We start from the raw sequence: 26,645 nt of genomic DNA, 5'->3' as shown, positions 1-26,645 counted from the left end.
CGCATCACCACTGCTACACCGCCCGCCATGTCCGAGAAGAATCATCTCTATCTGGTCGATGGCTCCAGCTACATCTTCCGCGCCTATCACCGCTTGCCGCCGCTCACCAATCCGCAGGGGGTGCCTGTCGGCGCGGTCTATGGTTATACGACGATGCTGTGGAAGCTGGCCAAGGATCTGCACGACGCCGACGGGCCGACGCATCTGGCGGTCATCCTCGACCATTCGAGCCAGTCGTTCCGCAACGCGATTTACGATCAATATAAGGCGAACCGCCCCGACCCGCCCGAGGATCTGGTCCCGCAATTCCCGCTGATCCGCGATGCCACACGCGCCTTTTCGCTGCCATGCATCGAGATGGAGGGGTATGAGGCCGACGACCTGATCGCTTCCTATGCCGAGGCCGCGGTGCGCAACGGATGGGACGTCACCATCGTGTCGTCGGACAAGGATCTGATGCAATTGATCCGCGAGCCCGCCGATGGCCCGCACGTCGACATGCTCGACACGATGAAGAATGTGCGGATGGGGATCGACGCGGTGAAAGAGAAGTTCGGCGTCACCCCCGATCTGGTCGGCGACGTGCTCGCGCTGATGGGCGACAGCGTCGACAATGTCCCCGGCGTGCGCGGCGTCGGCCCCAAAACGGCGACCAGGCTGATCCAGGAATATGGCAATCTGACCGCCGCGCTCGATGGCGCCGAAACGATGAAGCCCGGCAAGCTGCGCGAAAATCTGATCGAACATCGCGCGATGGCCGAACTGTCGCGCATCCTGGTCGACCTGAAGCGCGATTGCCCGCTTCCCGACCCGCTCGACGATCTCAAACTCGGCGCGATCCCGCCCGAACCGCTCAAACGCTTCCTCGACGAACATGGGTTCCGCTCGCTGTCGGCAAAGCTCGACCTTGGCACCGCGCCCGCGGGGCCGCCGACGCTGCCGCGCGCGGGCGCGGCGCCCGTCGCACCCGCCGCTGCGCCGTCCACGCCCGCCCTGCCCGCGATGCCCCCGATCGACCGAGCGCGCTATGAAACGGTGACGACGGTGGAGGCGCTCGACCGCTGGATCGCCGACGCGCGCGCGGCGCATGTCGTCGCGGTCGATACCGAAACCGCCAGCCTCGACAGCGTCACCGGAACGCTCGTCGGGGTCAGCCTGGCGACGGGACCGGGCAAGGCCTGTTACATCCCGCTTGGCCATGGCGGCACCGACATGTTTGCCGAAAAACCCGAACAGATCGCGACGGGTGACGCGCTGGCGCGGCTCGGCGCGCTCTTTGCCGACGATGCGGTGCTCAAGGTCGGGCACAACCTCAAATATGACATAGGCGTGCTGGCGCAGCACGGCATCACCATCGCGCCCTATGACGACACGCTGCTGATGAGCTTTGCGCTCGACGCGGGCAAGCATCAGCATGGGCTTGACGAGCTGGCGAAGCTCCACCTCGATCATGTCTGCCTGTCGTTTAAGGAAGTGTGCGGCACCGGCAAGTCGCAGATCAGCTTCGCCGAAGTGCCGCTTGATCGCGCGACCCACTATGCCGCCGAGGATGCCGAGGTCGCGTGGCGCCTCTGGAAGCTGCTCAAGCTTCGCCTGCCGATCGAGGGCGGGACGCGCGTGTACGAGATGGTCGACCGGCCCCTGGCGGCCGTCGTCGAAGGCATGGAACGCGCAGGCATCATGGTCGACCGCGACTATCTGGCAAAGCTGTCGGGCGAGTTTGCGAACGAGATGCTGCGCATCGAGGGCGACATCCACGCCCTTGCGGGCCAGCCCTTCGCGATCGGCAGCCCGAAGCAGCTTGGCGAAATCCTGTTCGATAAACTCGGCCTCAAAGGCGGGCGCAAGGGCAAGTCGGGCGACTGGTCGACCGACCAGAACGAACTCGAACGGCTCGAACGCGACGGGGTGCCGATTGCGCGCAAGATTTTGGAATGGCGCCAGCTTTCCAAGCTGAAATCGACCTATACCGACGCCTTGCAGGAACAGATCAATGCGACAACCGGGCGCGTCCACACCAGCTACAGCCTCGTCGGCGCGCAGACGGGGCGGCTGTCGTCGACCGACCCCAATTTGCAGAACATCCCGATCCGCACCGAGGTCGGCCGCCAGATCCGCGACGCCTTTATCGCCGCGCCCGGCCATGTGCTGATCGCTGCCGACTATAGCCAGATCGAGCTGCGTTTGGCGGCGCATATGGCCGACGTGCCCGAACTGAAAGAGGCCTTTGCCCGCGGGGACGACATTCACGCGGCGACCGCGATCGAACTGTTCGGCGAGGTCAACCGCGACACGCGCGGCAAGGCCAAGACGGTCAATTTCTCGATCCTCTATGGCATTTCACGCTGGGGCCTCGCCAGCCGCCTCGAAATCACCCCCGACGAGGCGCAGGCGCTGATCGCGCGCTATTTCGAGCGTTTCCCCGGCATTTCGGACTATATCACCGACACGCTCGAAACCGCGCGGGCGCGCGGCTATACCGAGACACTGTTCGGCCGAAAGACATGGTTTCCACGCATCAAGGCGGCGAACCAGAATGAACGCGCGGGCAGCGAACGCGCCGCGATCAACGCGCCGATCCAGGGCACGAGCGCCGACCTGATCAAACGCGCGATGGCGCGGATGCCGCGCGCGCTGGCGGATGCGGGCCTGGCCGATGTGAAGATGCTGCTCCAGGTCCATGACGAACTGGTGTTCGAGGCGCCGGCGGACAAGGCCGCGGCCGCGGGCGAGATCATCCGCGCGGTGATGATGGGCGCCGCCGAGCCGGCGCTCAAATTGTCGGTCCCCCTGGAGGTCGAGATCGGCACCGGCAAGAGTTGGGGCGACGCGCATTGATCGCTGCCTTGCTGTTCGTCGCGGCGCTGTCCGCCGATCCCGCCGCGGCGCCGGTGGCAGATCCAATCGCGCGTCCCGCACCGATCGCTGATACCGACCTGCGCGAGTTCGCCGCAATTGCCGGACGCAAGGTCGCCGGGCGGCCGGTCAGCGGCCCCTGGCCCACCGCCGACAAGGTGCTGCTGATCGCGCGCGACGACAAGGGCTATCCGGTGGTTGCCGCCAGCCTGGGCTTTCCCGTGCGCCAATCGCTTCCCGCACCGCCCGACGGAACGCTCGCGGTGGTGCGGCTGCACCAGCGATCCGAAACGATCGTCCCCGGCCCGACCGCCGACGATCTGGCGTTCGTTGCCGCCAACAAGCTGCCGCTGTTCGTGATCGGCGAATGGGCCCGGCCCGCGCCGATGTGGGAGGTCGCGTGGGTCGACGGCGCGGTGCGGTTCCGCACCATCGGCGAGGTGGGTGAAATCGGCCCCTGGCGCGACTGAGCGGCGCCCCGAACGCAGCGCCCTTTCGCTTGCGCATCTTTGCTTCTATGACAGCTCGATGACATCCGGCTGGCGCTTTTGTGACAGACGGCAACAAAGGGTCCGCATGAGCAAGTTCGAATCCGTCGCCAAGGCGCCGGTCCGCATCCAGCAGAATATCCTCGCGCGCAGCGAACGCCGCCTGCTCAACTGGCTGTGCGCCCGGCTGCCCGCGTGGGTCACGCCCGACCAGCTCACCGCGCTCGGCTTTGCGGGCGCGGTGCTGGTCGCCGCGGGTTATCTGCTCAGCTGGATCGACAGCGAATGGCTGGGGCTTTCGCTTCTTGGCTATATCGTCAACTGGTTCGGCGATTCGCTTGACGGCAGCCTCGCGCGCTGGCGCGGGATCGAGCGGCCGAACTATGGTTATTTCGTCGACCACAGTGTCGATGCGCTCGCGACATTGCTGATGATCAGCGCGATCGGGATGAGCCCCTATATGCGGCTTGACGTCGCGCTGATGGGGGTGATCGGCTATTTCCTGCTGTCGATCCACACATTCATTTCGGCCAGGATACTGGGCGAGTTTCGCCTGTCCTATATGGCGGGCGGGCCGACCGAACTGCGGCTGATGCTGATGGCGATGACCGCGCTGATGCCGGTGATCGGCGGCGGCGACATCGGCGGCACCAATTTTTCGGCGTTCGACCTGTTCGCGCTCGTCGTCGCGAGCATCCTCGTCACGCTGTTCATCGTCCAGACGTCGACCACCGCGCGGATGCTCCGCCGCCGGGGCAACTGACGGTTAGCGCGGCGAGCGTTTAATCAGAGCCATCGTCCCGTTCGTGTCGGGCGAAGTCGGGGCATGAACGGCCAGCCAGGTCGGCCTGGCGCGCGACGGTTCAGGGCCGCGGGCGCGCCTGTGCGTAGGTGCCGAGCAGGCGCAGCGACTTGGTCTGGAAATCCAGTTCCTCGAGCGCGCGGTCGACGCGTTCGTCCCCCGGTGCGCCGACGATGTCGGCGTAAAATTTGGTCGCGGCAAAGCTGCCGCCCGTCTGATAGCTTTCGAGCTTGGTCATGTTGACGCCGTTGGTCGCAAAGCCGCCGAGCGCCTTGTAAAGCGCCGCGGGGATATTCTTTACCTCGAACATGAAGGTCGTCATCAGCGGCCCTTCGACCGCCGAAAAATCGCGCAAGGGTTCGCGCGCCAGCACGACGAAGCGCGTCATATTATGATCGGCGTCCTCCATTCCCGTGCCGTGCAGCGTCAATCCATAGAGATCGGCGGCGTGCGGCGGCGCCAGCGCGGCCAGGCCGACCTCATCGCTGTCGGCAACCCAGGCGGCGGCGCCCGCGGTGTCGCTGTGCGCGACGGGAGCGATATTGTTCGCGCGCAGCCATTTGCGGCACTGGCCGAGCGCCTGTTCGTGGCTCATCGCGCGCGTCACCGGGCCCAGATTCCGGCTCATCAGTCCATAACGGATGGGCAGGAAATGCTCGCCGACGATCGACAGGCCGGATTCGGGCAGCAGGAAATGAATGTCGGCGACGCGCCCGTGCAGGCTGTTCTCGATCGGGATGATCGCGCGGTCGACCAGACCTTCGCGCACAGCGTCGATCGCGTCCTCGAAGGCATAGCAGGGGAGCGGCAGCGAATGGGGGTCATATTCGCGCGCCGCAAGATCGCTGTTCGCGCCAGGCGCGCCCTGAAACGCCAGCCCACGCGCAGGTTCGGCGAGCGCCAACGCGCGCATTTTATCGACCAGATGCTGCGCCGAAGCCGAATAACTGCCCATGACTGCCTTCCCACGCTGGAACCGCGGCGCATAGCGGCACCGTCTCAACCGCGCAACCGACGGCAGCGGCGGCGCGTCGGCCGATTTCATCCCCTTGCGCCGCCGCCGCCGCGCCAGTAAGGGAGCCTCCAAATCACAAAGGCGCCCACATATGGCCGCCAGCTAACGGGGCTGTTAGAGCATGGACAATCGCAACAATACCATTGCCGGCTGGGTGCTGTTCGCCGGCATTTGCGCGCTGGGCCTGACCATCGGGTCGAGCATGTTGTTCGCGACCCACGCTCCCGAAAAACCCGGATATCCGATCGAAGACGCCGAAGCCGGCGGAGAAGGCGGCGAATCGGCGGTGCCGCTTGCCAACCTGCTTGCCGCCGCCGATCCGGCGAAGGGCGAAGCGGTGTTCGCGAAATGCGCGGCATGCCACACGATCAACGCGGGCGGCGCCAACGGCATCGGTCCCAATCTTTACGGCGCGCTGGGCAAGGCGCACGGCCATGTGCCCGGCTTTGCCTATTCAGAGGCACTGAAGGGCATTCCCGGCAACTGGGATTTCGCCAGCATGGACGAATGGCTGAAAAGCCCGCGCAAATATGCGCCGGGAACCAAAATGTCGTTCGCGGGCCTCAGCAGCGCCGAAGACCGCGCGAACCTGATCGTTTACATGAACGCGCAGGGATCGAACCTGCCGCTGCCGCCCGTCGAAGCGGTCGCGACCGCCGATGCCGCCGCAGGCGCAACCGAAGGCGCCACCCCGCCTGCCGAAGGCGCCGCCGCCTCGACGGACGCGGCGGCCGAAGGCGCCGCTGCACCGACCGAAGCGGCGAAATAATGCGCGCCGCGCCCGTCCTGCTGGCGGGCGCGCTGCTGCTCGTCGGCTGCGGCAAGAACGACGCCCCCCCGCCCACCGACGACCGGGCAACAGACCAGCCCGCAACCGAAGCGCCGACAGTCGAACCGACGGCGGCGATGGGCGAACAGATTTTCCGGCGCTGCGTCGCCTGTCACACGGTCGACAAGGGTGGCCGTCACGGCATCGGCCCGAACCTCCACGCCATCGTCGACGCCCCCGTCGCGGCAAAGCCGGACTTTTCCTATTCGGGCGCGATGAAGGCGAAGGGCGGCGTCTGGGACGAAGCCGCGCTTGACGCCTATCTGGAAGCACCGATGAAGGACGTCCCCGGTACGCGCATGGCCTTTGCCGGGGTGCCCGACACGGCGGATCGCAAGGCGCTGATCCTGTATCTGAAAGCACAGAAATAACGGAACCGGCCGTCGCCCCGCGCTGTCGGGGGCCACAGGGTTGTTCTCAATCTTGCTGTTCGACGTTCGCGTAAAAGTCGGTGACGATCTTCCACGCTTCGTCTGCGGTCTCGACAAACTGGAAGAGATCAAGGTCACGCGCGCTGACGACACCTTCCTCCACCAGCGCCTCGAAATTGACGACGCGGTGCCAGAACTCCTTGCCGAACAGGACGATCGGGATCGGCTTGATCTTGCCCGTCTGGATCAGCGTGAGCAGCTCGAACATTTCGTCGAACGTCCCGAATCCGCCGGGAAAGACGCACACGGCGCGCGCACGGAGCAGGAAGTGCATCTTGCGCAGCGCGAAATAGTGGAACTGGAAACTCAGCGACGGGGTGACATAACGGTTCGGCGCCTGTTCGTGCGGGAGCACGATGTTGAGCCCGATCGATTCGCGCCCCTCGTCGGCGGCGCCGCGGTTCGCCGCTTCCATGATGGATGGTCCGCCGCCAGAGCAGACGACGAAATGGCGGCAGCCCTTGTCATCGCACGGATATTGGCTTGCGAGCCGCGCAAGCGCGCGCGCTTCGTCATAATATTTGGCCTTGGCCTTCAGGCGCCGGGCGATGTTTCGTGTGACATCGTCGGTCGCCGCGGCTTCGAGCGCATCGGCTTCACCGGGTTCGGGAATACGCGCCGAGCCATAGACAACGAGCGTCGATTCGATCCCGGCTTCGTCAAGCAGCAGTTCGGGTTTCAGCAATTCGAGCTGGAAACGGACGGGACGCAAATCCTCGCGCAGCAGAAAATCATTATCCTGAAACGCCAACCGATAGGCGGGATGCGCCGTTTGCGGCGTGGTGGTCGCCTGCCGGGCGAATTGCGCGTCGTCCTTGGCCTTGTGGAAACGCGAACGATGGGGTTGTTTATCTTCTGCCATTAGCGAGCGGCTATACGCTTCGCATGACTTTGCCAAGTCAGCCTCTGCCATACCCCCAACCTCATTCGGGCAAAGGCCAGGATGACGACAAACATGGTGTCAGTCCTTCACCACGAACCGCGCGCCCGCGCGGTCCTTCACCGTCCGCTGAGGATCGAAGATCATCCCGTTCATCGCGACATAGACGCCCGGCGGCAGCGTCTGGACCGCCGCCAGCGCAAAGCCGACGTTGAATTCGGCGTCGCTCGCGCGCACCGACGCGGGCTGCATCGCGCCCGTCAGCACGATCGTCTTGCCTTCGATCCCGGCGAGGGCGCGGCCAGTGACGACCATCGTGTCGGTGCCGTGCGTCACGAGGATGCGCGCCGCGTCGCTCGCCGCGACCGCGGCGCGGATCGTCTCGCGGTCGGCGTCGGTCAACTCCAGGCTGTCCTTGCGCATCAGCTGCGTCACGCGGTGCGGCACATGGACATTATTCTCGCGCAGCATGTCGGGGATCGCGGCCGGGCCGATCTGGAACTCGCTCAGCGCATCGAAATAGACCTTGTCGATCGTCCCGCCGGTGGTGAAGATGTCGATCATCGGGAGCTGCCCTTGTTTCCGTTGGTGTCGAACGCAGTCGAGACATTCTGAAGGCATGGTCGATCGATGGGCCTCTCGACCCGGCGCGATGCAAGCGGGTCTATGTTGGACTTCATGCGCATTCGTCCTGCACCGGCAGCGCCGAGGTGCCGTCGGGAGCAGCGAAGGGCTGCTTGAATGTGAAGGCGTCGGCGGTCGGCCCCTTTGCATCCAGCATCGCGATCCGCGCCATGCCCTCGGCGACGGTCGGGCGATGGCCCGCGGGCACCCACCAGAGCGCCTGATATACGCCGATATGATCGAACCACTCCTTGCGCCGCTTCATGATCGCCAGATGGTCGGGCTGGCGATAGACAAAGGCGGCGAGCGCATCGAGGTCGCGCCACACCGACATGTTCGCGATGACATGCGGATCGTCGGTGACGGGAACGTCGGTCGCGTTGTTGCCATCGCCCGTCAACCGCCAGACAAAGCCGTCGCTCGCCTCGGCAATGGCATTCACCGCGTCGAGCGCGTCCATGAAGTCGCGGTTGGCGACATGATCGGGCGGCAGGCGAAAGCGCGCGATATTGATCTGGGCGAGTTGGAAAGCAGGGTCTGCGATCATTCGGGCCTCCTCAATTCCGTTCGCATCGGGCGACGTCGCAATGCCCCTCGATCCTGCGCCGTTCCGACGGGTGCCGCAACGTCAACCGGGATTGAAGTTTATCCTGAGCGCCCGCCAAGACAGTCGAAGGGCTCGACACGAACGGATTTCTCCTCTTGCCTCAGCCGAGCGCCTCGGCGATCAGCCGCCGCGTATTGTCGATGCCGAACAGCGCAATGAAGCTGCCCATGCGCGGTCCCGCGCTCGACCCGAGCAGAGTCTCATAGAGCGCCTTGAACCAGTCGCGCAGATTTTCAAAGCCATAGGCCTCGTTCTTGCCGATCGCATAGACGATATTCTGGATGTCGTCGGCCGAGGCTTCGGCGGGCAGCGCGGCGAGCTTCGCGTCGAGTTCGCGCAGCGCCGCGACCTCGCCACCCTCAGGCTTGCGGCGCTGGAGCGTCGGTGCGACGAAATCGCGGTTATAGGCCATCGCATTGTCGATCAGCGCGTCGAGTTCGGGATAGCGGGCCGCGTTCGCGCCTTCGACATATTGGCCGAGGTATCGCCAGATCTGCTCCTTCGACGCATCGGCACCCATCACCCCGACAAGGTTGAGCAACAGGCCATAGGTGACCGGCAGCACCGTTTCCGGCACATCCTGCCCGCGCGCGACATGCACATGATGCACGGGGTTGCCCAGCTTCTTGTCGGGCTGCTGCGCCGGATAGGCGCCGCGCATCTGAAGATATTCGTCGACCGCCTTCGGCACGACGCCGATATGCAGCTGTTTCGCCGCCTTGGGTTCGCGATAGGCGTAAAAGGCCAGGCTTTCCTCGCTGCCATAGGCCAGCCATTCTTCCATCGACAGGCCATTGCCTTTCGACTTGGAAATCTTCTCGCCCTTCTCGTCGAGGAACATCTCGTAGATCAGCCCCTCGGGCTTGCGACCGCCGAGCGCCTTGGCAATCTTGCCCGACTGGACGCCGCTGTCGGTCAGATCCTTGCCGTACATTTCATAATCGACACCCAGCGCGACCCAGCGCATCGCCCAGTCGACCTTCCATTGCAGCTTCGCGCCGCCGCCCAGGATGTTGTGGGTAATCGTCTCGCCGTCATCCTCGAACGACACCAGCCCCGCCTCGGCATCGACCACCGTGACCGGCACCTGCAAAACGACCCCCGACTTGGGACTGACCGGCAGGATCGGCGAATAGGTCGCGGCGCGTTCGGCGCGAAGCGTCGGCAACATGATGTCGAGGATATGCTGATTGTGGCGCAGCACATTTTTGAGCGCCTCGTCGAACGCCCCCGACCGATAGCGCTCGGTCGAGCTCACAAACTCATAATCGAAGCCGAAACGGTCGAGAAACTCGCGCAGCATCGCATTATTGTGGTGCGCGAAACTTTCATATTTGCCGAACGGGTCGGGGATCGCGGTCAGCGGCCGCCCCAGATGCTCGCGCAGCATGGCGCCGTTCGGCACATTGTCCGGCACCTTGCGCAGACCGTCCATATCGTCGCTGAACGCCACGAGCCGCGTCGCCGCGCCGCCGGTCAGCGTTTCATAGGCGCGGCGCACCATGGTCGTGCGCAGCACTTCGTTGAAAGTGCCGATGTGCGGCAAGCCAGACGGGCCATAACCCGTCTCGAACAGCACGGCTTCGCCGCCGGGCTTGCCGTCGGGATAGCGTTTGACCAGCTTGCGCGCTTCCTCGAACGGCCAGGCCTTGGACGTTTGCGCGGGCTCGCGCAGCGAAGGATGAAGATGCAGCGGGACCATGGCGCCGCCCATAGCGGCAAGCGCATCCGAATCGAAAGGCAAAATTGCTCTGTGCCCGCGATCGTCGTTACCGGATTATTTACCATGACGAACTTAGGTTCGCCGCATGACCACTCCTCGCCTCCCCACGCCGCGCCGCCACGAGCGCACCCGCGTCGCCATCGACGTGACCGTCAATGGCGTGCTCAACTTCGTCGAAGGCCGCATCACCGACCTGTCGGAGGGCGGCGCGCAAATCGCCGGTGCCGCGATGCCTGCGCGCTCGCGCTGCGAAATCCATTATGGCGGACAGGTCGTCTACGCCGTCGTGATGTGGTCAGAAGTTGACCGCATGGGCGTGCACTTCCCCTTTGAGCTGACGCATGGCCCGCTTTACAACGCGCTTGAGCGCGCGCGCGCCGCGGCGATGATTAACCCCGCGCAGATTTTCCACAGCCAGCGGCCCGTCACCTTCGGGCGGCGCGGGTTGAGCTGAGCATTTACCTTGGTCTTGCCACGATCGCCATCGCGGCGAAGGCCGGGATCTTGCCGCTTGCGTCATCATGCCGGGGCGGGATTCCGGCCTTCGCCGGAATGACGACCGATTGGGGCGCCGTTGGCCCCGTCGCTATTCCGCCTCGGTGCTGAGCCCCAGTTCGGGAATCCCGATCGATCGCCGCCCGCCGAAATCGGCGCGCACGACGATCGCGCCCTGTTTCTCCATATAGTCGATCAGGCGGCGGATGCGTCCCGGCGAGCGGCTGCCATAAGCGCGGCCGAGCGCTTCGTCGTCGGGGCAGGGCGCCCCTTCCATCGCCGCGCGCGCGATTTGCAGGAAGGGCGCGACCATGTCGGGCGGAAGCCGGTCGGCAACGGCAAGCGCGCCCTGCCAGCGCGGCTCCGCGGGGTCGAACACGCCCCCCTTTGCCAGCGCAAAGCGGCGGCGAAAGGCGGCGAGGTCGAGCGGCACTTTCCTCAGCTTCGCCATCCGGCAGCGCACCGAAAAATCCTGATACAGCATCGCTTCGCCCTGAAAGGCGCTGTCGGGATCGTCCAGCATCGCCTCCAGCGTCGCGATCACCACCGCGTCGGCCTCCTCGGCCTCGGCTACCGCCTCGACGATGTCGAGCACGGGCGGCGCTGCGGTATCGGCGTGCAGCGGTTCGCTCGCCGCAATCCGTTCGAGCAGTTCGCCCGCCGCGACGGGTTCGGGTTCGACCAGGGCGGCCCGCGGCATCGCGGGCGCCTCCTCCTCCTCGGCAAAGAGCATCGAGCGCATATCGTCGCCCGCCGCGACCGGCAGCGGCATCAGGCTGTGCGTCCCCATCCGCGTCGCCGTCCGCGTCGCGCCGATGCGGATCGCCAGCGGGCGGCGCGAGATCGCGGGGCCGAGCCCCAGGAAATGCCCGCGCTCGAGGTCGCGGATCGTCTCCGCCTGCCGCCGCTCCATGCCGAGCAGGTCGGCGGCGCGCGCCATGTCGATGTCCAGGAATGTGCGCCCCATCAGGAAATTACTCGCCTCGGCCGCGACATTCTTGGCAAGCTTCGCCAGCCGCTGCGTCGCGATCGCGCCCGCCAGGCCGCGCTTGCGCCCCCGGCACATCAAATTGGTCATCGCGCTCAGGCTCGCGCGGCGGACGGCGTCGGACACGTCGCCCGACGCCGACGGCGCGAACATCTGCGCCTCGTCGACGACGACAAGCGCGGGAAACCAATGTTCGCGCGGCGCATCGAACAGCGCATTGAGGAACGCCGCGGTGCAGGTCATCTGCGCCTCGATGTCGAGCGATTCGAGGCTGAGAACGATCGAGGCGCGATGTTCGCGAATCCGCGCCCCCATCGCCGCAATCTCGCGCTCGTTGTAATCGCCGCCGTTGATGACGACATGGTTGAAGGCGTCGGCCAGCGTCACGAAATCGCCTTCGGGATCGATCACGACCTGCTGCACCAGCGCGGCGCTTTCCTCGAGGATGCGGCGCAAGAGGTGCGACTTGCCCGAGCCCGAATTGCCCTGAACGAGCAGGCGCGTCGCGAGCAGTTCCTGCACGTCGATACGCACGCCCTGTCCCGCCGCGTCGGTCCCGATCTCGATGCTGGTCTTCACGCGCGCTGCCCTATCGGGCGTATGTGGGAATGACAACCGCGTGGCGTTTCGGGTGGGCCGATTTCGGGAAGCTTCGGGTTAGCCCCGCCTGTTCGCCCTCAGCTTGTCGAAGCGCCATGCTTTTTTGCCGCGTCAAAGGAGGAACAGCGCGTCGACAGGCGCCGCCGGAACCGGGTTTGAGGAATGTGATCGGCTGGCAGGCTTGCCATTCCCCGCGAAGCGCCCAAAAGGGCCGCCATGGATTTCGACGACCAGCTCCGCCGCTATTTCGGCACCGCCGACCTCGCCGCGATTACGCCCCAGGCGCGCGCCGCGGGCGCCGAGCGGATGCGCGTCGATTTCGGGCTGGAAACCAACCCCGGCCGCCGCTTCGCGCTGTGGGCGCTGATGTATATGCTCGGCGACGCCCCCGACCTTGACGTTGCGTTCAAGGACGAAAGCGAACGCGACGCCGCGCGCGATTTCATGGATCTGGCGGACCGCGCGGGCGGGGATTAACCCTCACCCGTCATTTCACCGGGCGGCAATCCTTGAGCCACACCAGCGACAGGCCATAATCGAGGCGGTCGAACGTCCCCGTCAGCTCGGCGTGCTTGCCGGGTTTCAGCTTGAGCGCATAAGGCCCCTGTCCTTTTGCCAGCACGCAGTTCACCGTCATCCCCGCTGACGAACGGCCGGGCACGATGTCGGTCAGCACGTTCGACACCAGTTTCCATTCGACGCGATAGCTGTCGCCGACCGGCCCGACATAGGCGACCGGACCGTAAAGGGTGAAGGATTTATTCTTGTAACGCAGCGGCACCGCGGCGCTGTTCTTGTCGGCCTCGCCCGTGATGTCCTGCGAAAAGCGCAAGACGCTCATGCGGATCGGCGCGCCGGCGGCGGTCGTCGCCTGCATGCCCTTTGCCGCAAGCGCCTCGCCCGCCTTGCCGCCCTTGAGCTGGTTCAATATGCCGCACATCTCCGCCTTCGCCGCGGCTTCGGGAATGCCCATCGCGGGACGCAGCTTCGCCTCCATACGCACATTGCCCGCACCGTCGGCGGCAATCTCGATCGGGAAAGAGCGCGCCTTTCCGGTCTGCGGCTGCTCGATCAGCATCGAGCCGCTTTCCTGCTCCGCGGCCAATATGTCATAACCTTTTGCAGCAACGATGCCGTTCAATTGCCCGACAGCGCTAGCCGCGCTCATCCCCGGAACATTGGTCGTCGCGATAAAGCGCAGCCCCGTCACCGGATTGCCCTTTTTCACGAAACCCTGTTCGCAGGTCGCGGCATTGGCCGCGGCGGGAAGACCCGCAGCAAGGGCGATGGTCAGGGCAAGACGCTTCATAGATCCTCCTTCGTCACGAATCCGGCACCGCAAGACAGCCCCCGTGCCCCGGCATGTCGCTGGAAATTGTCGCAAAACCATATTGTTGCAACAGCTTTTTAAGTGACGAACGAAGAAAAGGCGACCACTCGCGCTATTTATACATCCCCGCACGCAAATTGATGCCATGTTCCAGCCATGCCTTGAGCGCGCAGAGCATCTGCGTCCAGCCCTCGCAATGGCCATAGCTCGCTTTCAGCGCACCCTGATTTTCGCGCCAGCCCTCTTCGGCAATCTCGACGAGCGTGCGCCCGTCGTCGAGCGCCTTCCCGAAATCGACCGCTGCTCGGTGATGCAGCATCTGAAGCTGCTGGAGGAGGCCGGGCTGATGATCGCCGAACGGCGCGGTCGCGAACGCTGGAACCACTTTGACGCGATGCCGATCCGGGACATCCTCGACCGTTGGATCGATCCCCACGCCGCAGCGGCATCGTCAAGGCGAACGGACAGAAGTGAACGTTTCGAATCGCCCCCGACGCTGCCGACACTGGATTCCGCCGACCTCACCCCAAAAAAAGGGCCGGGAAGTCCTCTCCCCGGCCCCTTCGTGTCTGCCCTGCCCGCGGCGTTTACCAACCCTGCGGCTTGCCCTTGTTCTGCTCGTCGAGCCATTTTTTCAGCGGCGCGAAATAATCGGCCATCGCCTTGCCCGACATCTCGCGCTTGCCGGTGAAGGCCTGAAGCGCGTCGGGCCACGGCTTTGACGCCCCCATTTCGAGCATCGCGTTGAGCTTCGCGCCGACATCCTTGTTGCCATAGAAGGAACAGCGGTGAAGCGGTCCCTTCCACCCCGCCTGCCTGCACGCCGCCTCATAGAATTGGAATTGCAGGATGCGCGCCAGGAAATAGCGCGTGTAGGGCGTGTTGCCTGGAATATGATATTTTGCGCCCGCATCGAACGCATCGGCGGGGCGCTCGGTCGGCGGGACGATGCCCTGATAGCGGGTGCGCATCTCGGTCCACGCCTTGTTATAATCGGCGGGCTGGATCGTCCCGTCGAACACGCCCCAGCGCCAGCGGTCGATGAGCAGGCCGAACGGCAGAAAGGCGACCTTGTCCATCGCCTGCCGCAGAAGCAGCCCGATATCCTTGTCGGCGCTCGGCACCTTCGCCTTGTCGAGCAGGCCGATGTCGACCAGATACTGCGGCGTGATCGACAGCGCGACGAAATCGCCGATCGCCTCGTGAAAGCCGTCGTTGGCGCCGTTCAGGTACAGGAACGGCTGCTTGTTATAGGCGCGCTGATAATAATTATGGCCAAGCTCGTGGTGGATGGTGACGAAATCGTCGGCATTCACCTTGATGCACATCTTGATGCGGATATCGTCCTTGTTGTCGATGTTCCACGCCGAAGCGTGGCAGACGACTTCGCGGTCGGCGGGCTTGGTGAACATGCTCCGCGTCCAGAAACTATCGGGCAGCGGCGCCATGCCGAGCGACGAATAGAAGTTTTCGCCGATCTTGACCATGTCGATCGGCGACTTGCCCTGCGCCGCGAGCAGCTCGCCGATGTCATAGCCAAGGTCGCCCGTCCCCGGCGGCGCGACGAGCGGATAGATATTGCCCCATTCCTGCGCCCACATATTGCCGAGCAGGTCGGCGCGGATCGGGCCGGTCTTGGGCTGCACCGCGTCGCCATATTTCTCGTTGAGCTTCGAGCGGACATAGGTGTGGAGCGCGATGTAAAGCGGCTTCACTTCCTGCCACAAACGCTCGGTCGTCTTTGCGAAATCCTCTGGCGACATGTCGTATCCCGACCGCCACATCGCGCCGGTGTCGGCAAAGCCCAGCTCCTTCGCACCCGCGTTCGCGATGGCGACCATGCGGGCATAATCATCCTTCATCGGCGCACCGACATTGTCGTGCCAGCTCGTCCACATTTCGGCGAGTTCGGCGGGGGTGCGGTCGATATTGCCCATCTCGGCCTCGATGTCCGACCCCGAAATCTCCTTGCCGTTCAGCGTGCCGCGGCCCTTGCCATATTGCGACTGCAGGTCGGTCGCGATCTGGTTGAGTTCGGTTGCGGCGCCCGGCGTCGTCGGCGCGGGCAGCACGAGACCCGTGCGCAGGATATTGAGCTTGCGTATCGTTTCGGCGCTGATGCCGGGAACATCGCTGTATTTCGCGGCCTCCAGCGCATATTTCACCGCCTTTTCGGTGCCGACCGCGTTGATCCGTGCCGCCATCGCGTCGGTATCCTCGGTGAGATAGGTCGCATTGACCCAGTTCACCTGGCTCGCCTCGACGCTATAGTCGAACAGGTCTTTTTCGGCCGCGGCGATAAAGGCTTCGGCGTCGGCCGCGGTGGGGGCGGCGGCGGGCGCCGCCTGTGCAAGGGCGGGGGTTGCCACCGCGAGCGACAGGGCAAGCGACAGCGTCGAGATCATGGCTTTCATGGAGTGCGTCCTCTGGAGTTTCGGTTGCGCTCTCTGGCGCGATAGGTCCAGCTTGACGCCCGCCGCGCGCCGGGTCAAGCCGCGAGGAACGCCGCGATCGCCTCGCCGAGCGCCGCCTCGGTCACGCTTGACATATGCGTCCCCGGAATCGTCGCCAGCCGCGCATCGGGCAGTTCCGCCACCAGTTCCTCGGCCGAACCATTGTCGCGGTCCTGCTCGCCGCACACGACGAGAACCGGCATCGTCAGCGCCGCCAGCGCATCGGGCGGCGTGTCGGTAAAGCTGTCGAGCAAATGCCCCGCGGCGATGCGGTCGACCTTCATCGTCTTCATGAACTGGATCGACAGCCAGGTGTCGTCGCCGCGCTTCGCCGTCTCATATTCGGCGATTGCGCGCTTGAAAAAGGCGCCGCGCCGCTGCCAGCCGGCCAGCCCCGCCAGCCCCATGCCGCCCAGGATCAGCCGACGCGGTTTCATCCCCGCGACGACCGCGCGCACGCTGGTCCGCGCGCCGAGCGAAAAGCCGCCAAGGTCGAAATCGATGAGGCCCAGATGCGCGACCAGATCCTCCAGGTCGCGCACCAGCACGTCGGACGGGTAAAATGCTTCCTCGTGCGGCGCGTCGCTCGACCCGTGCACGCGCAGGTCGGGCATGATGACGCGATAGCCCTCGGCCGCGATGCGCCCCGCGGTGCCGAACTTGATCCAATTGACCTCGCCGCTCGAAAACAGGCCGTGGAGCAGCACGACCGGCCGGCCGCCACCTGCCTCCGGCCCCGTTTCGCGCCACGCCAGCCGCACGCCGTCGCGCGCCTCGAAAAAATGGGGATCGATGGTCATGGTGCCGCCTTAGCCGCATCGCCGAAGCTCACGCAACCGGGCAAGGGATGCGGGGTCGCGGCTGTCGGGGAGCCGAAAGAAGGATCGGCGCAGCCGTTCATCGAACAGGGCGTGGATGGCCGGGACGTCAAGCGATATATCGTCGGCAACGGCTTCAACCCCGCGTTTCCGCGTGAATCCCGATATCGTCTTTGCGACCCCTGCAAACTCTGCGCAATCGCCTTTCGTCCGTGCAGCCGCCTGCGCCCCAAAACCGCAGCCCGCGACAAGCAACGTCAGGGTGACGACCCACCCCACGCCCTATCGCGCCCGCAGCCCCTTCTGCTCCATCCGCCACTTCGCCATCTCTATCCGGTCCTGCCCGAAAAAGGGTTCACCCTCGAACACCAGGGTCGGCACGCCCCAATGGCCCGCGATTTCCAGCGCGACCTGATTGGCCGCGATTTCGTTGTCGAGCGCCACGGCGTCGTCACCTGCTTCGATTTCCAGCTCGGCCAGGTCAAGCCCGGCGCGCCGTGCCGCGCCCGCCAGATGATCGCCGATATGCCAGTCGACCGCCCCGCCCCAGATAATCTGCCCCACCTCGTGCGCAAAGGCGAGCCCCTTGCCGCGCCGCGTCGCCGCCTGCCCCATCCGGGTGAGGCGATAGATATGCGGTTGCTCATCGGCGATGGCTCGCGTCCGCACGTCCTGCACGATCGGGTCGGGGCGCGGCGGGCCGAAGGGAATGCCGTGAAACTGCGCCACGCGGATCATGTCGCGCATCATATAGCTCAGCCAGTTGGGATGGTTGCGCTCGAAAAAGTCGGGCTGGCGGATCGCGAGCGGATAGACGGGGCGCAGGTTGATCGTCACGTCGTGGCTCGCGGCCAGCGCACGATAGCGGCCGATCGCAAGATAGCTGTATGGTGAGCGAAAGGACCAGAAAAGGTCGGCCGTCAAAGTCATCGCCACATCCTGCCTGAAAATCAGCGACATGCAAGCGCTGTAAATAATTTTTACACCATATTCGAGACGGTTGCCAATACGACCTGCCGGTTGATTATAATAGCAATTGCTATTATATGTCATGCCATGACGGAAACGATCGGCTTCATCCTCAACGACACCGCGCGGCTCTACCGGCGCGCCTTCAATGCGCGCGTCAGGAATAGCGGCATCACCGCGCTGCAATGGCGGCTCATCACCTATCTCAAACGCCACGAGGGAATACGGCAGGGTCCGCTTGCCGACCTGATCGAGGTCGAGCCGATCACCCTGTCGCGGATGGTCGATCGGCTGGTCGAGGCGGGGCTGGTCGAACGTCGCCCCGACCCCGCCGACCGCCGCGCGTGGCAACTGTATCTGACCACGCGCGCCGCCGATCTGCTCGGCGGTATCCGCCCTGTCGTCGAGGCGCTGAACGACGATGCGCTCGAGGGGCTCAGCGCCGCCGAACGCGACCGGCTCCTCGATCTCGTCGCGCGCGTGCGCGCCAACCTGTCGCGGCGCGTCTGCGTGAAGGAAACGGAGCCCGCCTGATGGACCAGCTCGCCCGCACGCGGCCCCAGGCCGACGCCGTGTCGCCGCCCAAAGCGGACCCGGTGCCATACCCGGCCACAGAAACCGCAACGAAAACCGTTTGGCGCACACGCTTGCTGATGTTCGGACTCCCCCTCACGCTGGTTGCGGGCGGTGGCGGCTGGTGGCTGCTCGGTGGCGGATCGGTGTCGACCGACAATGCCTATGTCCAGATGGACAAGGTGTCGGTCGCCGCCGAGGTCGGCGGGCGCATCATCGAGGTGGCCGTGCGCGACGGGCAGCAGGTCTCCAGGGGACAATTGCTTTTTCGCATCGATGGCGAACCCTATGCGCTGAGCGTCGCCCAGGCGACCGCGGCGATCGACGCCGCCGAGGTCGAAGTCGGCAATCTCGCCGCAAGCGCCAACAGCTCGAACGTCGACATCGCCGCGGCGCGCGAGGAGGTGAAGTTCGCCCAGGTCAATTTCGACCGGCAGGCGGCGCTGATGGAAAAGGGCTTTACGACGCGCGCCGCCTATGATGCGGCGCGCCACGCGCTTGCGCAGGCGCGCGAGCGCGTCCGCCAGGCCGAAGCCGCCGCGGTGGAAGCGCGCGCCAGACTCGCCGCCGGGCCGTCGAGCGGCATCAACCCGCAGGTTCAGGCCGCACGCGTCCAGCGGTCGCAGGCCGAGGTCAATCTCGCGCGCACCACCGTCCGCGCACCGCGCGCCGGTCGCGTCGCACAGGCCGATCGCCTGCAGGTCGGGCAGACGATGGTCGCCGGCCTTCCCGCGCTGACCATCGTCGACACCGCCCACCCGTGGGTCGAGGCCAATTTCAAGGAAACCGACCTTGCCGACATGCGCGTCGGCCAGCGCGCCGAAATCCGCTTCGACGCCTATCCGGGGCTGACGGTCCGCGGCCATGTGCTGACGATCGGCGCAGGCACGGGCAGCGAATTTTCGGTGCTCCCGGCACAGAACGCCACCGGCAACTGGGTCAAGGTCACGCAGCGTGTCCCTGTGCGCATCGCGTTCGACGAAAAGCCGGCACGCGACATGATCGCCGGGCTGTCGGCCAAGGTGACGGTGTTCACCGGCCGCGGCGCGGTGGCGGGGAAATAGGGGTGCGCACCATGTGGAGCCATTGCCACCTTTTCGATCCTCCCCATCGGCTTGCGATGGGGCGGTGGCGGCCGCCAGGGCTGAGGGAGGGGCGATGACACCGCCGTCGCGGCCCCGGCACCGTTCGCCTCGCAAGCGCCCCCCCTGCCCATCGCAAGTCGATGGGGAAGATTTTGACGCTGCGCGCTAATGGCATCCCTTCCCCGCCGTCCCGCCGCCGCCACGCTCCCCGCCGACGATACGATCCCCCTTCACCAACGGGTGCGCTACCGCGGTCTGCTCACCATTGCCGTCATGGGCGCGTCGATCATGCAGATCCTCGACACGACGATCGCCAATGTCGCCATCCCGCACATGCAATCGGCGCTCGGCGCGACGAGCGAGACGGTGACGTGGGTGCTCACCAGCTATATCCTTGCAAGCGCCATCGCGATGCCGATCACCGGCTGGCTGGCCGATCGCGTCGGGCGGCGCGAGCTGTTCCTTGCCGCGATCGCCGGCTTCATCGTCGCGTCGATGGCGTGCGGCGCGGCGCAATCGCTCGAACAGATGGTCGTCTTCCGCTTTCTGCAAGGCATATTCGCGGCCTTCATCGCCCCGCTGTCGCAATCGGTGATGCTCGACATCAACCCGCCCGAACGCCACGCGCGCGCCATGTCGATCTGGGGCATGGGAATCATGATCGGGCCGATAATGGGACCGGTGCTCGGCGGCTGGCTTACCGAAAGCGTCAACTGGCGCTGGGTCTTTTACGTCAACCTGCCCGTCGGGCTTGTCACCCTCGCGCTGATGTGGGCGCTGCTGCCCGCTATGCGCGGGCGCGACCGCAGATTCGACCTCTTCGGCTTTTCGATGCTCGCATTGGGGCTCGCCGCGCTGCAACTGATGCTTGACCGCGGCGCGCATCTCGACTGGTTCGACAGCGCCGAAATATGGATCGAGCTGGGCGTCGCGATCGCATGCCTGTGGATTTTCCTGGTCCACCTGTTCACCGCGCGCGCGCCGCTGTTCAGCCGCGCGATGCTTACCGACCGCAACCTCGTCACCGCGATGGGTTTCATGATCGTCATCGGCATCGTCATGTTCGCGTCGATGGCGCTGTTGCCGCCGATGCTGCAAAATCTGTTCGGCTGGCCGGTGATCGACACCGGGCTGGTGCTCGCGGTGCGCGGTATCGGCATCCTCATCAGCATGTGGATCGCGGGGCAATTGCTGGGCAGGATCGACGCGCGATGGCTCGTCGGTTCCGGGCTTGCCATTGCGGCGTTTTCGCTGTGGCAGATGAGCCACTGGTCGCTCGCCATGGGGATGCAGCCGGTGATTGTCAGCGGGCTGGTACAGGGGCTGGGCATGGGGCTGATCTTCATTCCGCTCAATACCATGGCCTTTGCGACGATCGCGCCGCAGCACCGCACCGACGGGTCGAGCCTGCTCAACCTGCTCCGCAGTCTCGGCGCTTCGGTCGGCATTTCGGTCGTCACGACCTTGCTCGGCACGAACATCCAGACGAGTCATCAGGATCTCGCCGCGCATGTCACCAGCAGCTCGGTCGCGCTTCTCGATCCCTCGACCGCCGACCGTTTCGGCATCGTCGGCGACCGGGCGCTGGCGATGCTCGATGCAGAGATCAACCGACAGGCGGCGATGGTCGCCTATATCGACGATTTCTGGGCGATGATGTGGGTGACGGCGCTCTCGGTGCCCCTCGTCCTCCTGCTCCGCCCGCCCAGGGTCGGCGCGCCTGCGGCGTCGGCCGCCGACATGGGACATTGACGGGCGTGTATTTAATCCGTGCTACGCCCCCGTTCGTGTCGAGCGAAGCTGAGTCGGCGCCGGTTCAACATAACGCAATCCGAACCCCCGCAAAGGCAGGCGCCGGATTCGGGGAGAGAGAACCGCTCCGGACGGCCCGCCTTCGCAGGAAAGGATATTCAGCCCGCCGCGGCGGCCAGTTCGGGCCGCGACGACTGCGTCGGCATCACCGCGTCGGCATAATCGCTTTCATATTTGCCGATCAGCGCGCGGTCGTCGTGGTTCCACGGGTGGAACCCCGGCATGAAATAGGCGAGCCACGGCAGGAAGCTTTTGCGCAGCACGCCGGGCGAACCGAGCAGATACCACCAGATGCGCGCCGTGACGCGCCAGCCGGTCAGGCCATCCTGCTTCAGCAGCGCCTTCATGCCTTTCACCCGCCGCGGCCAGAAACGCGAGGTGACGAGCAGCATCATCAGCGACTTGGCGCGCCAGCGCCGAAACCGGCTCCAGTCCTTCGTCGCGTGCAGCCAGGTGTCATAGGCGACGCCCTTATGTTCGATTTCCTCGATCGCGTGCCATTTCCACAGCGCGGCCCATTCGGGTTCGGCGCCCGCATACATCCGTTCCTCGCGCAGCATCACGGCCGCCATCATCGCGGTATAATGTTCAAGCGCAATCGTCGCCATCAGGTTGACGATCGGCGGCCGCGCCTTTATGATTTCCATCACCTCGTCGACGTCGGCTTCGAGTTCGCCAAGATCATATCCCGCCTCGGCCGCCTTCCTGTTGAACACCACATGCTCGCGGCTGTGGATCACTTCCTGCTGGGTAAAGGCGCGGATTTCGCGCGCCAGCTTTTCGGGCACGCCGTCGCGGTGCGCCTTCACCGCCTCGATGAACATCGCCTCCCCTTTGGGAAAGGTGACCGACAGCGCGGTGTGAAAGGCCGAGGCGATCGGATCGCCGTTCAGCCACCAGCGGCCCTGTTTGTCGGCGCGGCCAAAGCGCATGTCGCGCGGGGTGATCGACAGGTCGGCGGGGGTGGGAGACCGGGAAAGGCTGGACATATGGCATTTACCGTCGAAAAGGGATGTCGGGGTCAGCAATAGGGTATAACTTACATAAATGTCAATAGTCAAAAAGCGTCTCAGTCCCGAAGAAAGCCGTTCGGCCGCGCTGGAGGCGGCGCGCCAGATCCTGATCGAGATGGGGCCGGCCGCGGTGACGCTGAAGGCCGTCGCGGCGCGGATCGATCGCACCCACGCCAATCTGTTGCATCATTTCGGCAGCGCGGCGGGGCTGCAAAAGGCGCTCGCCGCCTATCAGGCCGAAACCGTCTGCGAAACGATCGGCAAAAAAATGGCCGAATCGCCGCCGGGCGAACGCAATGTGCGCGAGATCGTCGACCTCGCCTTCGACGCCTTCAACAGCGGCGGCGCGGGCGCGCTCGCGACGTGGATGGCGGCGACGGGCAATGACGACGCGCTTGACCCGATCGTCGAGGCGATCCACCGCCTGATCGACGGCATGGCGCCCGATGCCGACGAAAAACGGCTGATGCACGAAGACACGCTGGCGCTCGTCCTGATGGCATTGGGCGACGCGCAGCTCGGCGGCCCGATGGCCGAAGCCCTCGGCCTTCCCCGCGACACCGCGCGCGTCCTCGCCACCGAACTCATCACGGGGCGCATCGCGAAATTCTGGGCCGAACATGGGGGCAAGGCGGCGGGTTGAGAAGCGGCGGGCCGGCCGAAGCCGCCTCCCCTCACCCGCCCAGCACCTTCGCCATCATCCGTTCTTCCTTGGCGATCCACGGCGCCATGCTTGGCCGCGACAATATGGCTTCGCTCCATGCCGCGATCTTCGGATGCTTGCCCGCGTCGACGCGCGCGCCGCAGTGGCGGAAGTTCATCAGCGGCGACGCGACCGCCAGATCGGCGAGCGTCAGCCGGTCGCCGACGAGGAAGCCCGACGCGGGGATCGCGCCTTCCAGATAATCGAGCAGCCTGGGCAGCTCCTCCGCCTCGGCGGCCGCTGCGGCAGCCAGGTCGCCTTCGCGGCCCAGAAACTTGGGCGCCACGATGCGGTTGAAGAACATCTTGCCGCTGCACGCCGCGAACACCGTGTCGCCGAACTCTTCCCACCAGATCACCTGCCCGCGCTCGCGGGGATCGGCGGGGATCAGCGCGGGTTCGGGTTGCTTCGCCTCCAGATAGTGGATGATCGCGCTTGAATCGGCGAGCAGGAAACCGTCGTCGTCCATCGCGGGCATCTTCCCCAGCGGCGAGGCGGCCTGGAAACCCGGATCGGGATCGCCGAGCCCGACGCCCTTCAACTCGAAGTCGATCCCCTTTTCGCCCAGATAGCCAAGCAATTTGCGCACAAAGGGCGATACCACTGACCCATAGATAATCATCGCAGATCCTTTCCGGAAACCGGCACGACCATAGGCCAAAGGTTGCGAATCACAACCCGTTAAGCGGCCGCAATGGAACGAAATTGGCTTGCCATCGACGGCGCGGCGTGGAACATCGCAGGACCGGAGGGGGGCGCTGCCGCGGCAGCCAGCAGGCAGGACAGAGAGATGCGCCCTTTGTCATGGGCAGACCGGCTGCTCGCGCTTTCGGCCCGCTTTGTCGGGCTCGTCATCCTGATCGCCACGCTCGCCGCAGCGGCGGGCAGCTTCCTCTATAATCGCGCCGAGGAACGCGACCGCGCCGAGCGGGTTGCGATGCAGATCGACACGCGGTTGCGCGATCATGTCGCGCTGCTTGAAGGCGTGCGCGCGCTTTATCAGTCGGACGGCCGTTCGAACGGCCCCGGCATCCGCGCCTATCTGGCCGCGCTCCGACCACAGGTTCACGCGCCGGGGCTGGAGGGGATCGGCATCGCGGTCGCGATGCGACAGGGGGCGCCCGCCGCGGCGGAAGCAATGCTGCGCGAAAATTACGGCCGGGACATTGCGGTCTGGCCGGCCAGCGACCAGCCCATTGGCTTTCCGATCGTCCTGCTCGAACCCCGAACCCCGCGCCGCGACAAGGCGCTGGGTTATGACATGTACAGCGAACCCGTGCGCCGCGCCGCGATGCGCCGCGCGTGGCAGACCGGACAGCCCGCAACGAGCGGCATCGTCCAGCTCGTGCAGGAAGGCGGCGCGGCCAGGCGCCAGTCCGGCTTCCTTATCTATGTCCCCGTCTATGCCGACCAGTCGGCGCCCGGCGCTGCGCTTGCCGGCGACGTGCCGCGCGCGGCGACCTTTGCCAGCGCGCCGGGTGCGCGGCCGATCGAGGCCTTTGTCTATGCCCCCTTCCGCATCGACGATCTGATGACCGCGATCCTCGGCGCGCAGCTCCGCTCCATCGACGGGCTCGAAATCTATGCGGGTGAAGGGCCGTCGGCGCCGCTTGCCTATCGCCACGGGACGATGGGCTGGGATCCGCACGAACAGGTGCTGCAACTGGCCGACCGACGGTGGACGCTGCGCATTTCCTACAGCCGCCTGTTCGAACGGCTGGGGCGGCCCTTTGCCATCTTCCTCTTCGGACTGGCGATCATGCTGCTCGCGATGCAGCTCCACCGGCTCCAGCATCGCCGCGTCGACGCCTTCCGCGCGCTCGCCGACGAACAGGCGCTGCGCGCCGCCGACCGCGAGCTGATGATCGGCGAAATGGCGCATCGCATGAAAAACGCCTTTGCCCGCATCGGCGCGCTGGCGCGCATCACCTTGCGCGAATCGGCGAGCCTCGACGAGTTCGAGGCAAAGTTCGACGGCCGGATGCGCGCGCTGTCGGACGCAAAGCAGATGCTTGTCACTGGCGCGGTCGACACCGTCGAACTCGAACGCATCATCCATCGCGAACTTGACCTTGCCGGCGTTTCGGCCGACCGGCTCGCCGCGATCACCGGTCCCGATGTGCGCCTGGACGACGAAGGCGCACAGGCCATCTCGCTCGCGATCCACGAGTTCGCCACGAACAGCATCAAATATGGCGCACTGGCGGGCAAGGGGGTGCTCAGCGTCGGATGGCACCGCGACGGCGGCGAGGTAGAGCTCGACTGGACCGAAAGCGGCCTTCCCGAAACACCGGATATAGAGAATGAAAGCTTTGGCACGCGTTTCATCCGCACGCTGATCGAACGGCAGTTGAAAGGCCGCTGGACACGAACGGCAGCGCCCGGTCGCCTCGCCATCGTCATCCGCTGGCCCGACCGCAGCTCCGCCACGACGCAGCACGCGGATTGACAAGGCCCCGCCCCCCGGCAAGAGACAGGCCGAGGGGAGAATGCCGCCGCCATGACCGCCAAAATGCTGCGCCCGACATCGTTCGACGTCGCCGAGCGCGCGGGCGTATCGCAATCGACCGTATCGCGCGCGCTTCGGGGATCACCCGGCGTCAATGCCGAAACGCGCGCGCGGGTCGCCGCCGCAGCGCGCGAATTGGGCTATGTCGTCGACCGCCACGCCTCGTCGCTGCGGCTGAAAAGCAGCGAGACGATCGCGCTCGTCACCATCTGTCGCCCCGGCGAGGATCGCAGCGCGATCAATCCCTTTTATTTCGCGCTGCTTGGCAGCATCGCCGCCGCGACCTCGGCGCGCGGCTTCAACCTGCTCGTCAGCTTTCAGGAAAGCCCCGACAATTTCCGCGCCGACTTTGTCGCATCGGGGCTCGCCGACGCGATGATCGTCATCGGCACCACCAGCAACCGCGCCGCCTGGAATTATTTCGCCGAGGCGCAGGCCGCGGGTCTCGACTTCGTCTGCTGGGGCAGCCCCGGCAGCCCCTTTCACTGGATGCGCAGCGAAAATGACGAGGGCGGCCAGATGGCGGCCGAACATCTGGTGGGGCTCGGCCGCCGCCGCATCGCCTTCGTCGGGCCGCAGCAATCGCCGCAGCGCCAGTTCGACGAGCGCCGCGACGGCTTCACCGCCGCGCTTGCCGCACACGGCCTGACCCCCATGCTCGCCGAGCCGCCCGTCGCCGCCGACCGCCATGCGCAGGGCGTCGCCGCCGCGCAGGCGCTCATCGCCCAGCACCCGGACGTCGACGCGATCTTCGCCGCCAGCGACATGCTCGCACTCGGCGTGCTGCAAGGGCTGAAAGACGCCGGGCGCCGCGTCCCGCAGGACGTCGCGCTGATCGGCTTCGACGGCATCCGCGCAGGAACCCTCGCCGACCCCGCGCTCACCACGCTCGAACCCGATCTCGACGCCGCGGGCGAAGCGCTCGTCGCCATGGCGCTCGAGGACGACGAGCGCACGCGCAGCGGCACGCGCATCCCCGTTCGCCTCGTCGTGCGCGGCACCGCCTGAATCCCCGAACGGGTCCGGTTCAAAGTCCGGTCCG

The 26,645-nt window shown here is 65.6% G+C and carries 26 protein-coding genes; 13 read left to right on the top strand and 13 right to left on the bottom strand.

Annotated elements, in window-relative coordinates:
- Positions 1-27: 27 nt before the first annotated feature.
- The 3 genes from polA (at position 28) to HUW43_RS12145 (ending at position 4,107) form a co-directional block, all read left to right on the top strand.
- A complete protein-coding gene (gene polA / locus HUW43_RS12155; protein ID WP_188237664.1) occupies positions 28-2,838 on the top strand; it encodes a DNA polymerase I in 2,811 nt (936 codons plus the stop codon).
- Positions 2,835-3,326, top strand: a complete 492-nt coding sequence (locus HUW43_RS12150) for a hypothetical protein (protein ID WP_188237663.1) — start codon at positions 2,835-2,837, stop codon at positions 3,324-3,326. The genes polA and HUW43_RS12150 overlap by 4 nt, the downstream gene beginning before the upstream one ends.
- A gap of 106 nt (positions 3,327-3,432) precedes the next feature.
- Entirely contained in the window at positions 3,433-4,107 is a 675-nt protein-coding gene (locus HUW43_RS12145; RefSeq protein ID WP_188237662.1) for a CDP-alcohol phosphatidyltransferase family protein, read from the top strand.
- A 100-nt stretch (positions 4,108-4,207) separates the two neighbouring features.
- Here HUW43_RS12145 and HUW43_RS12140 read toward each other — a convergent pair whose 3' ends face one another.
- On the bottom strand, positions 4,208-5,101 hold the full coding sequence (locus HUW43_RS12140; RefSeq protein ID WP_188237661.1) for a prephenate dehydratase: 894 nt from the start codon (positions 5,099-5,101) through the stop codon (positions 4,208-4,210).
- Positions 5,102-5,282: 181 nt separating this feature from the next.
- Here HUW43_RS12140 and HUW43_RS12135 point away from each other — a divergent pair, with 181 nt between their 5' ends.
- Both HUW43_RS12135 and HUW43_RS12130 read left to right on the top strand, forming a co-directional pair.
- Complete coding sequence (locus HUW43_RS12135) at positions 5,283-5,930, top strand: c-type cytochrome (RefSeq protein ID WP_188237660.1); 648 nt, start codon at positions 5,283-5,285, stop codon at positions 5,928-5,930.
- The gene (locus HUW43_RS12130; RefSeq protein WP_188237659.1) at positions 5,930-6,361 is read left to right on the top strand and encodes a c-type cytochrome; all 432 of its coding nucleotides are present in this window, start codon (positions 5,930-5,932) and stop codon (positions 6,359-6,361) included. The genes HUW43_RS12135 and HUW43_RS12130 overlap by 1 nt, the downstream gene beginning before the upstream one ends.
- 46 nt (positions 6,362-6,407) lie before the next feature.
- Here HUW43_RS12130 and HUW43_RS12125 read toward each other — a convergent pair whose 3' ends face one another.
- The 4 genes from HUW43_RS12125 to HUW43_RS12110 all read right to left on the bottom strand — a co-directional run bounded on the left by HUW43_RS12125 (position 6,408) and on the right by HUW43_RS12110 (position 10,234).
- Positions 6,408-7,283, bottom strand: a complete 876-nt coding sequence (locus HUW43_RS12125; protein WP_188237658.1) for an LOG family protein — start codon at positions 7,281-7,283, stop codon at positions 6,408-6,410.
- A 99-nt stretch (positions 7,284-7,382) separates the two neighbouring features.
- On the bottom strand, positions 7,383-7,865 hold the full coding sequence (locus tag HUW43_RS12120) for an asparaginase domain-containing protein (RefSeq protein ID WP_188237657.1): 483 nt from the start codon (positions 7,863-7,865) through the stop codon (positions 7,383-7,385).
- 112 nt (positions 7,866-7,977) lie between these two features.
- Positions 7,978-8,472: a DUF3291 domain-containing protein gene (locus HUW43_RS12115; protein ID WP_188237656.1), complete on the bottom strand. Its 495-nt coding sequence runs from the start codon at positions 8,470-8,472 to the stop codon at positions 7,978-7,980.
- 160 nt (positions 8,473-8,632) lie between these two features.
- Complete coding sequence (locus tag HUW43_RS12110; RefSeq protein WP_188237684.1) at positions 8,633-10,234, bottom strand: lysine--tRNA ligase; 1,602 nt, start codon at positions 10,232-10,234, stop codon at positions 8,633-8,635.
- Between the two features lie 106 nt (positions 10,235-10,340).
- Here HUW43_RS12110 and HUW43_RS12105 point away from each other — a divergent pair, with 106 nt between their 5' ends.
- Entirely contained in the window at positions 10,341-10,709 is a 369-nt protein-coding gene (locus HUW43_RS12105; protein WP_188237655.1) for a PilZ domain-containing protein, read from the top strand.
- 132 nt (positions 10,710-10,841) lie between these two features.
- Here HUW43_RS12105 and HUW43_RS12100 read toward each other — a convergent pair whose 3' ends face one another.
- The gene (locus HUW43_RS12100) at positions 10,842-12,317 is read right to left on the bottom strand and encodes a helicase HerA domain-containing protein (RefSeq protein WP_188237654.1); all 1,476 of its coding nucleotides are present in this window, start codon (positions 12,315-12,317) and stop codon (positions 10,842-10,844) included.
- A gap of 237 nt (positions 12,318-12,554) precedes the next feature.
- Between HUW43_RS12100 and HUW43_RS12095 the strand changes: the two genes are divergently transcribed.
- Entirely contained in the window at positions 12,555-12,815 is a 261-nt protein-coding gene (locus HUW43_RS12095; RefSeq protein WP_188237653.1) for a hypothetical protein, read from the top strand.
- 10 nt (positions 12,816-12,825) lie between these two features.
- Here the strand turns inward: HUW43_RS12095 and HUW43_RS12090 are convergent, their stop codons facing one another.
- From HUW43_RS12090 to HUW43_RS12070, 5 genes are all read right to left on the bottom strand, one after another.
- On the bottom strand, positions 12,826-13,647 hold the full coding sequence (locus HUW43_RS12090) for a hypothetical protein (protein WP_188237652.1): 822 nt from the start codon (positions 13,645-13,647) through the stop codon (positions 12,826-12,828).
- A 133-nt stretch (positions 13,648-13,780) separates the two neighbouring features.
- Positions 13,781-14,053: a hypothetical protein gene (locus HUW43_RS15740; RefSeq protein WP_223181498.1), complete on the bottom strand. Its 273-nt coding sequence runs from the start codon at positions 14,051-14,053 to the stop codon at positions 13,781-13,783.
- Between the two features lie 202 nt (positions 14,054-14,255).
- Positions 14,256-16,082 (bottom strand): M2 family metallopeptidase, encoded by a 1,827-nt coding sequence (locus tag HUW43_RS12080; protein ID WP_188237651.1) that lies wholly within the window; start codon positions 16,080-16,082, stop codon positions 14,256-14,258.
- A gap of 74 nt (positions 16,083-16,156) precedes the next feature.
- Positions 16,157-16,921 carry an alpha/beta fold hydrolase gene (locus HUW43_RS12075; protein ID WP_188237650.1) on the bottom strand — a complete coding sequence of 255 codons (765 nt, stop codon included), beginning with the start codon at positions 16,919-16,921 and terminating at the stop codon, positions 16,157-16,159.
- Between the two features lie 300 nt (positions 16,922-17,221).
- A complete protein-coding gene (locus tag HUW43_RS12070; RefSeq protein WP_188237649.1) occupies positions 17,222-17,869 on the bottom strand; it encodes a 2-hydroxychromene-2-carboxylate isomerase in 648 nt (215 codons plus the stop codon).
- 126 nt (positions 17,870-17,995) lie between these two features.
- On the opposite strand from HUW43_RS12070, the gene HUW43_RS12065 reads away from it, so the two are divergent.
- The 3 genes from HUW43_RS12065 to HUW43_RS12055 all read left to right on the top strand — a co-directional run bounded on the left by HUW43_RS12065 (position 17,996) and on the right by HUW43_RS12055 (position 21,318).
- Positions 17,996-18,442, top strand: a complete 447-nt coding sequence (locus tag HUW43_RS12065) for a MarR family winged helix-turn-helix transcriptional regulator (RefSeq protein ID WP_188237648.1) — start codon at positions 17,996-17,998, stop codon at positions 18,440-18,442.
- A complete protein-coding gene (locus HUW43_RS12060) occupies positions 18,442-19,545 on the top strand; it encodes an HlyD family secretion protein (RefSeq protein WP_188237647.1) in 1,104 nt (367 codons plus the stop codon). The genes HUW43_RS12065 and HUW43_RS12060 overlap by 1 nt, the downstream gene beginning before the upstream one ends.
- Before the next feature lie 189 nt (positions 19,546-19,734).
- Positions 19,735-21,318 carry an MDR family MFS transporter gene (locus tag HUW43_RS12055; protein WP_188237646.1) on the top strand — a complete coding sequence of 528 codons (1,584 nt, stop codon included), beginning with the start codon at positions 19,735-19,737 and terminating at the stop codon, positions 21,316-21,318.
- A gap of 158 nt (positions 21,319-21,476) precedes the next feature.
- Here the strand turns inward: HUW43_RS12055 and HUW43_RS12050 are convergent, their stop codons facing one another.
- On the bottom strand, positions 21,477-22,367 hold the full coding sequence (locus HUW43_RS12050; RefSeq protein WP_188237645.1) for a metal-dependent hydrolase: 891 nt from the start codon (positions 22,365-22,367) through the stop codon (positions 21,477-21,479).
- Between the two features lie 58 nt (positions 22,368-22,425).
- Between HUW43_RS12050 and HUW43_RS12045 the strand changes: the two genes are divergently transcribed.
- Positions 22,426-23,034 (top strand): TetR/AcrR family transcriptional regulator, encoded by a 609-nt coding sequence (locus tag HUW43_RS12045; protein WP_188237644.1) that lies wholly within the window; start codon positions 22,426-22,428, stop codon positions 23,032-23,034.
- Between the two features lie 31 nt (positions 23,035-23,065).
- On the opposite strand, the gene HUW43_RS12040 is transcribed toward HUW43_RS12045, so the two are convergent.
- Positions 23,066-23,716 (bottom strand): glutathione S-transferase family protein, encoded by a 651-nt coding sequence (locus tag HUW43_RS12040; RefSeq protein ID WP_188237643.1) that lies wholly within the window; start codon positions 23,714-23,716, stop codon positions 23,066-23,068.
- Between the two features lie 168 nt (positions 23,717-23,884).
- Between HUW43_RS12040 and HUW43_RS12035 the strand changes: the two genes are divergently transcribed.
- Together HUW43_RS12035 and HUW43_RS12030 are read left to right on the top strand one after the other, a co-directional pair.
- Entirely contained in the window at positions 23,885-25,543 is a 1,659-nt protein-coding gene (locus HUW43_RS12035; protein ID WP_188237642.1) for a CHASE domain-containing protein, read from the top strand.
- A 51-nt stretch (positions 25,544-25,594) separates the two neighbouring features.
- Positions 25,595-26,611 (top strand): LacI family DNA-binding transcriptional regulator, encoded by a 1,017-nt coding sequence (locus tag HUW43_RS12030; protein ID WP_188237641.1) that lies wholly within the window; start codon positions 25,595-25,597, stop codon positions 26,609-26,611.
- Positions 26,612-26,645: the final 34 nt, after the last annotated feature.

The organism is Sphingopyxis sp. LK2115, from assembly GCF_014595975.1.
Taxonomy (GTDB): domain Bacteria; phylum Pseudomonadota; class Alphaproteobacteria; order Sphingomonadales; family Sphingomonadaceae; genus Sphingopyxis.
The sequence above is the reverse complement of the archived record's forward strand: the minus strand, read 5'-3'. Positions and strand labels throughout refer to the sequence as shown.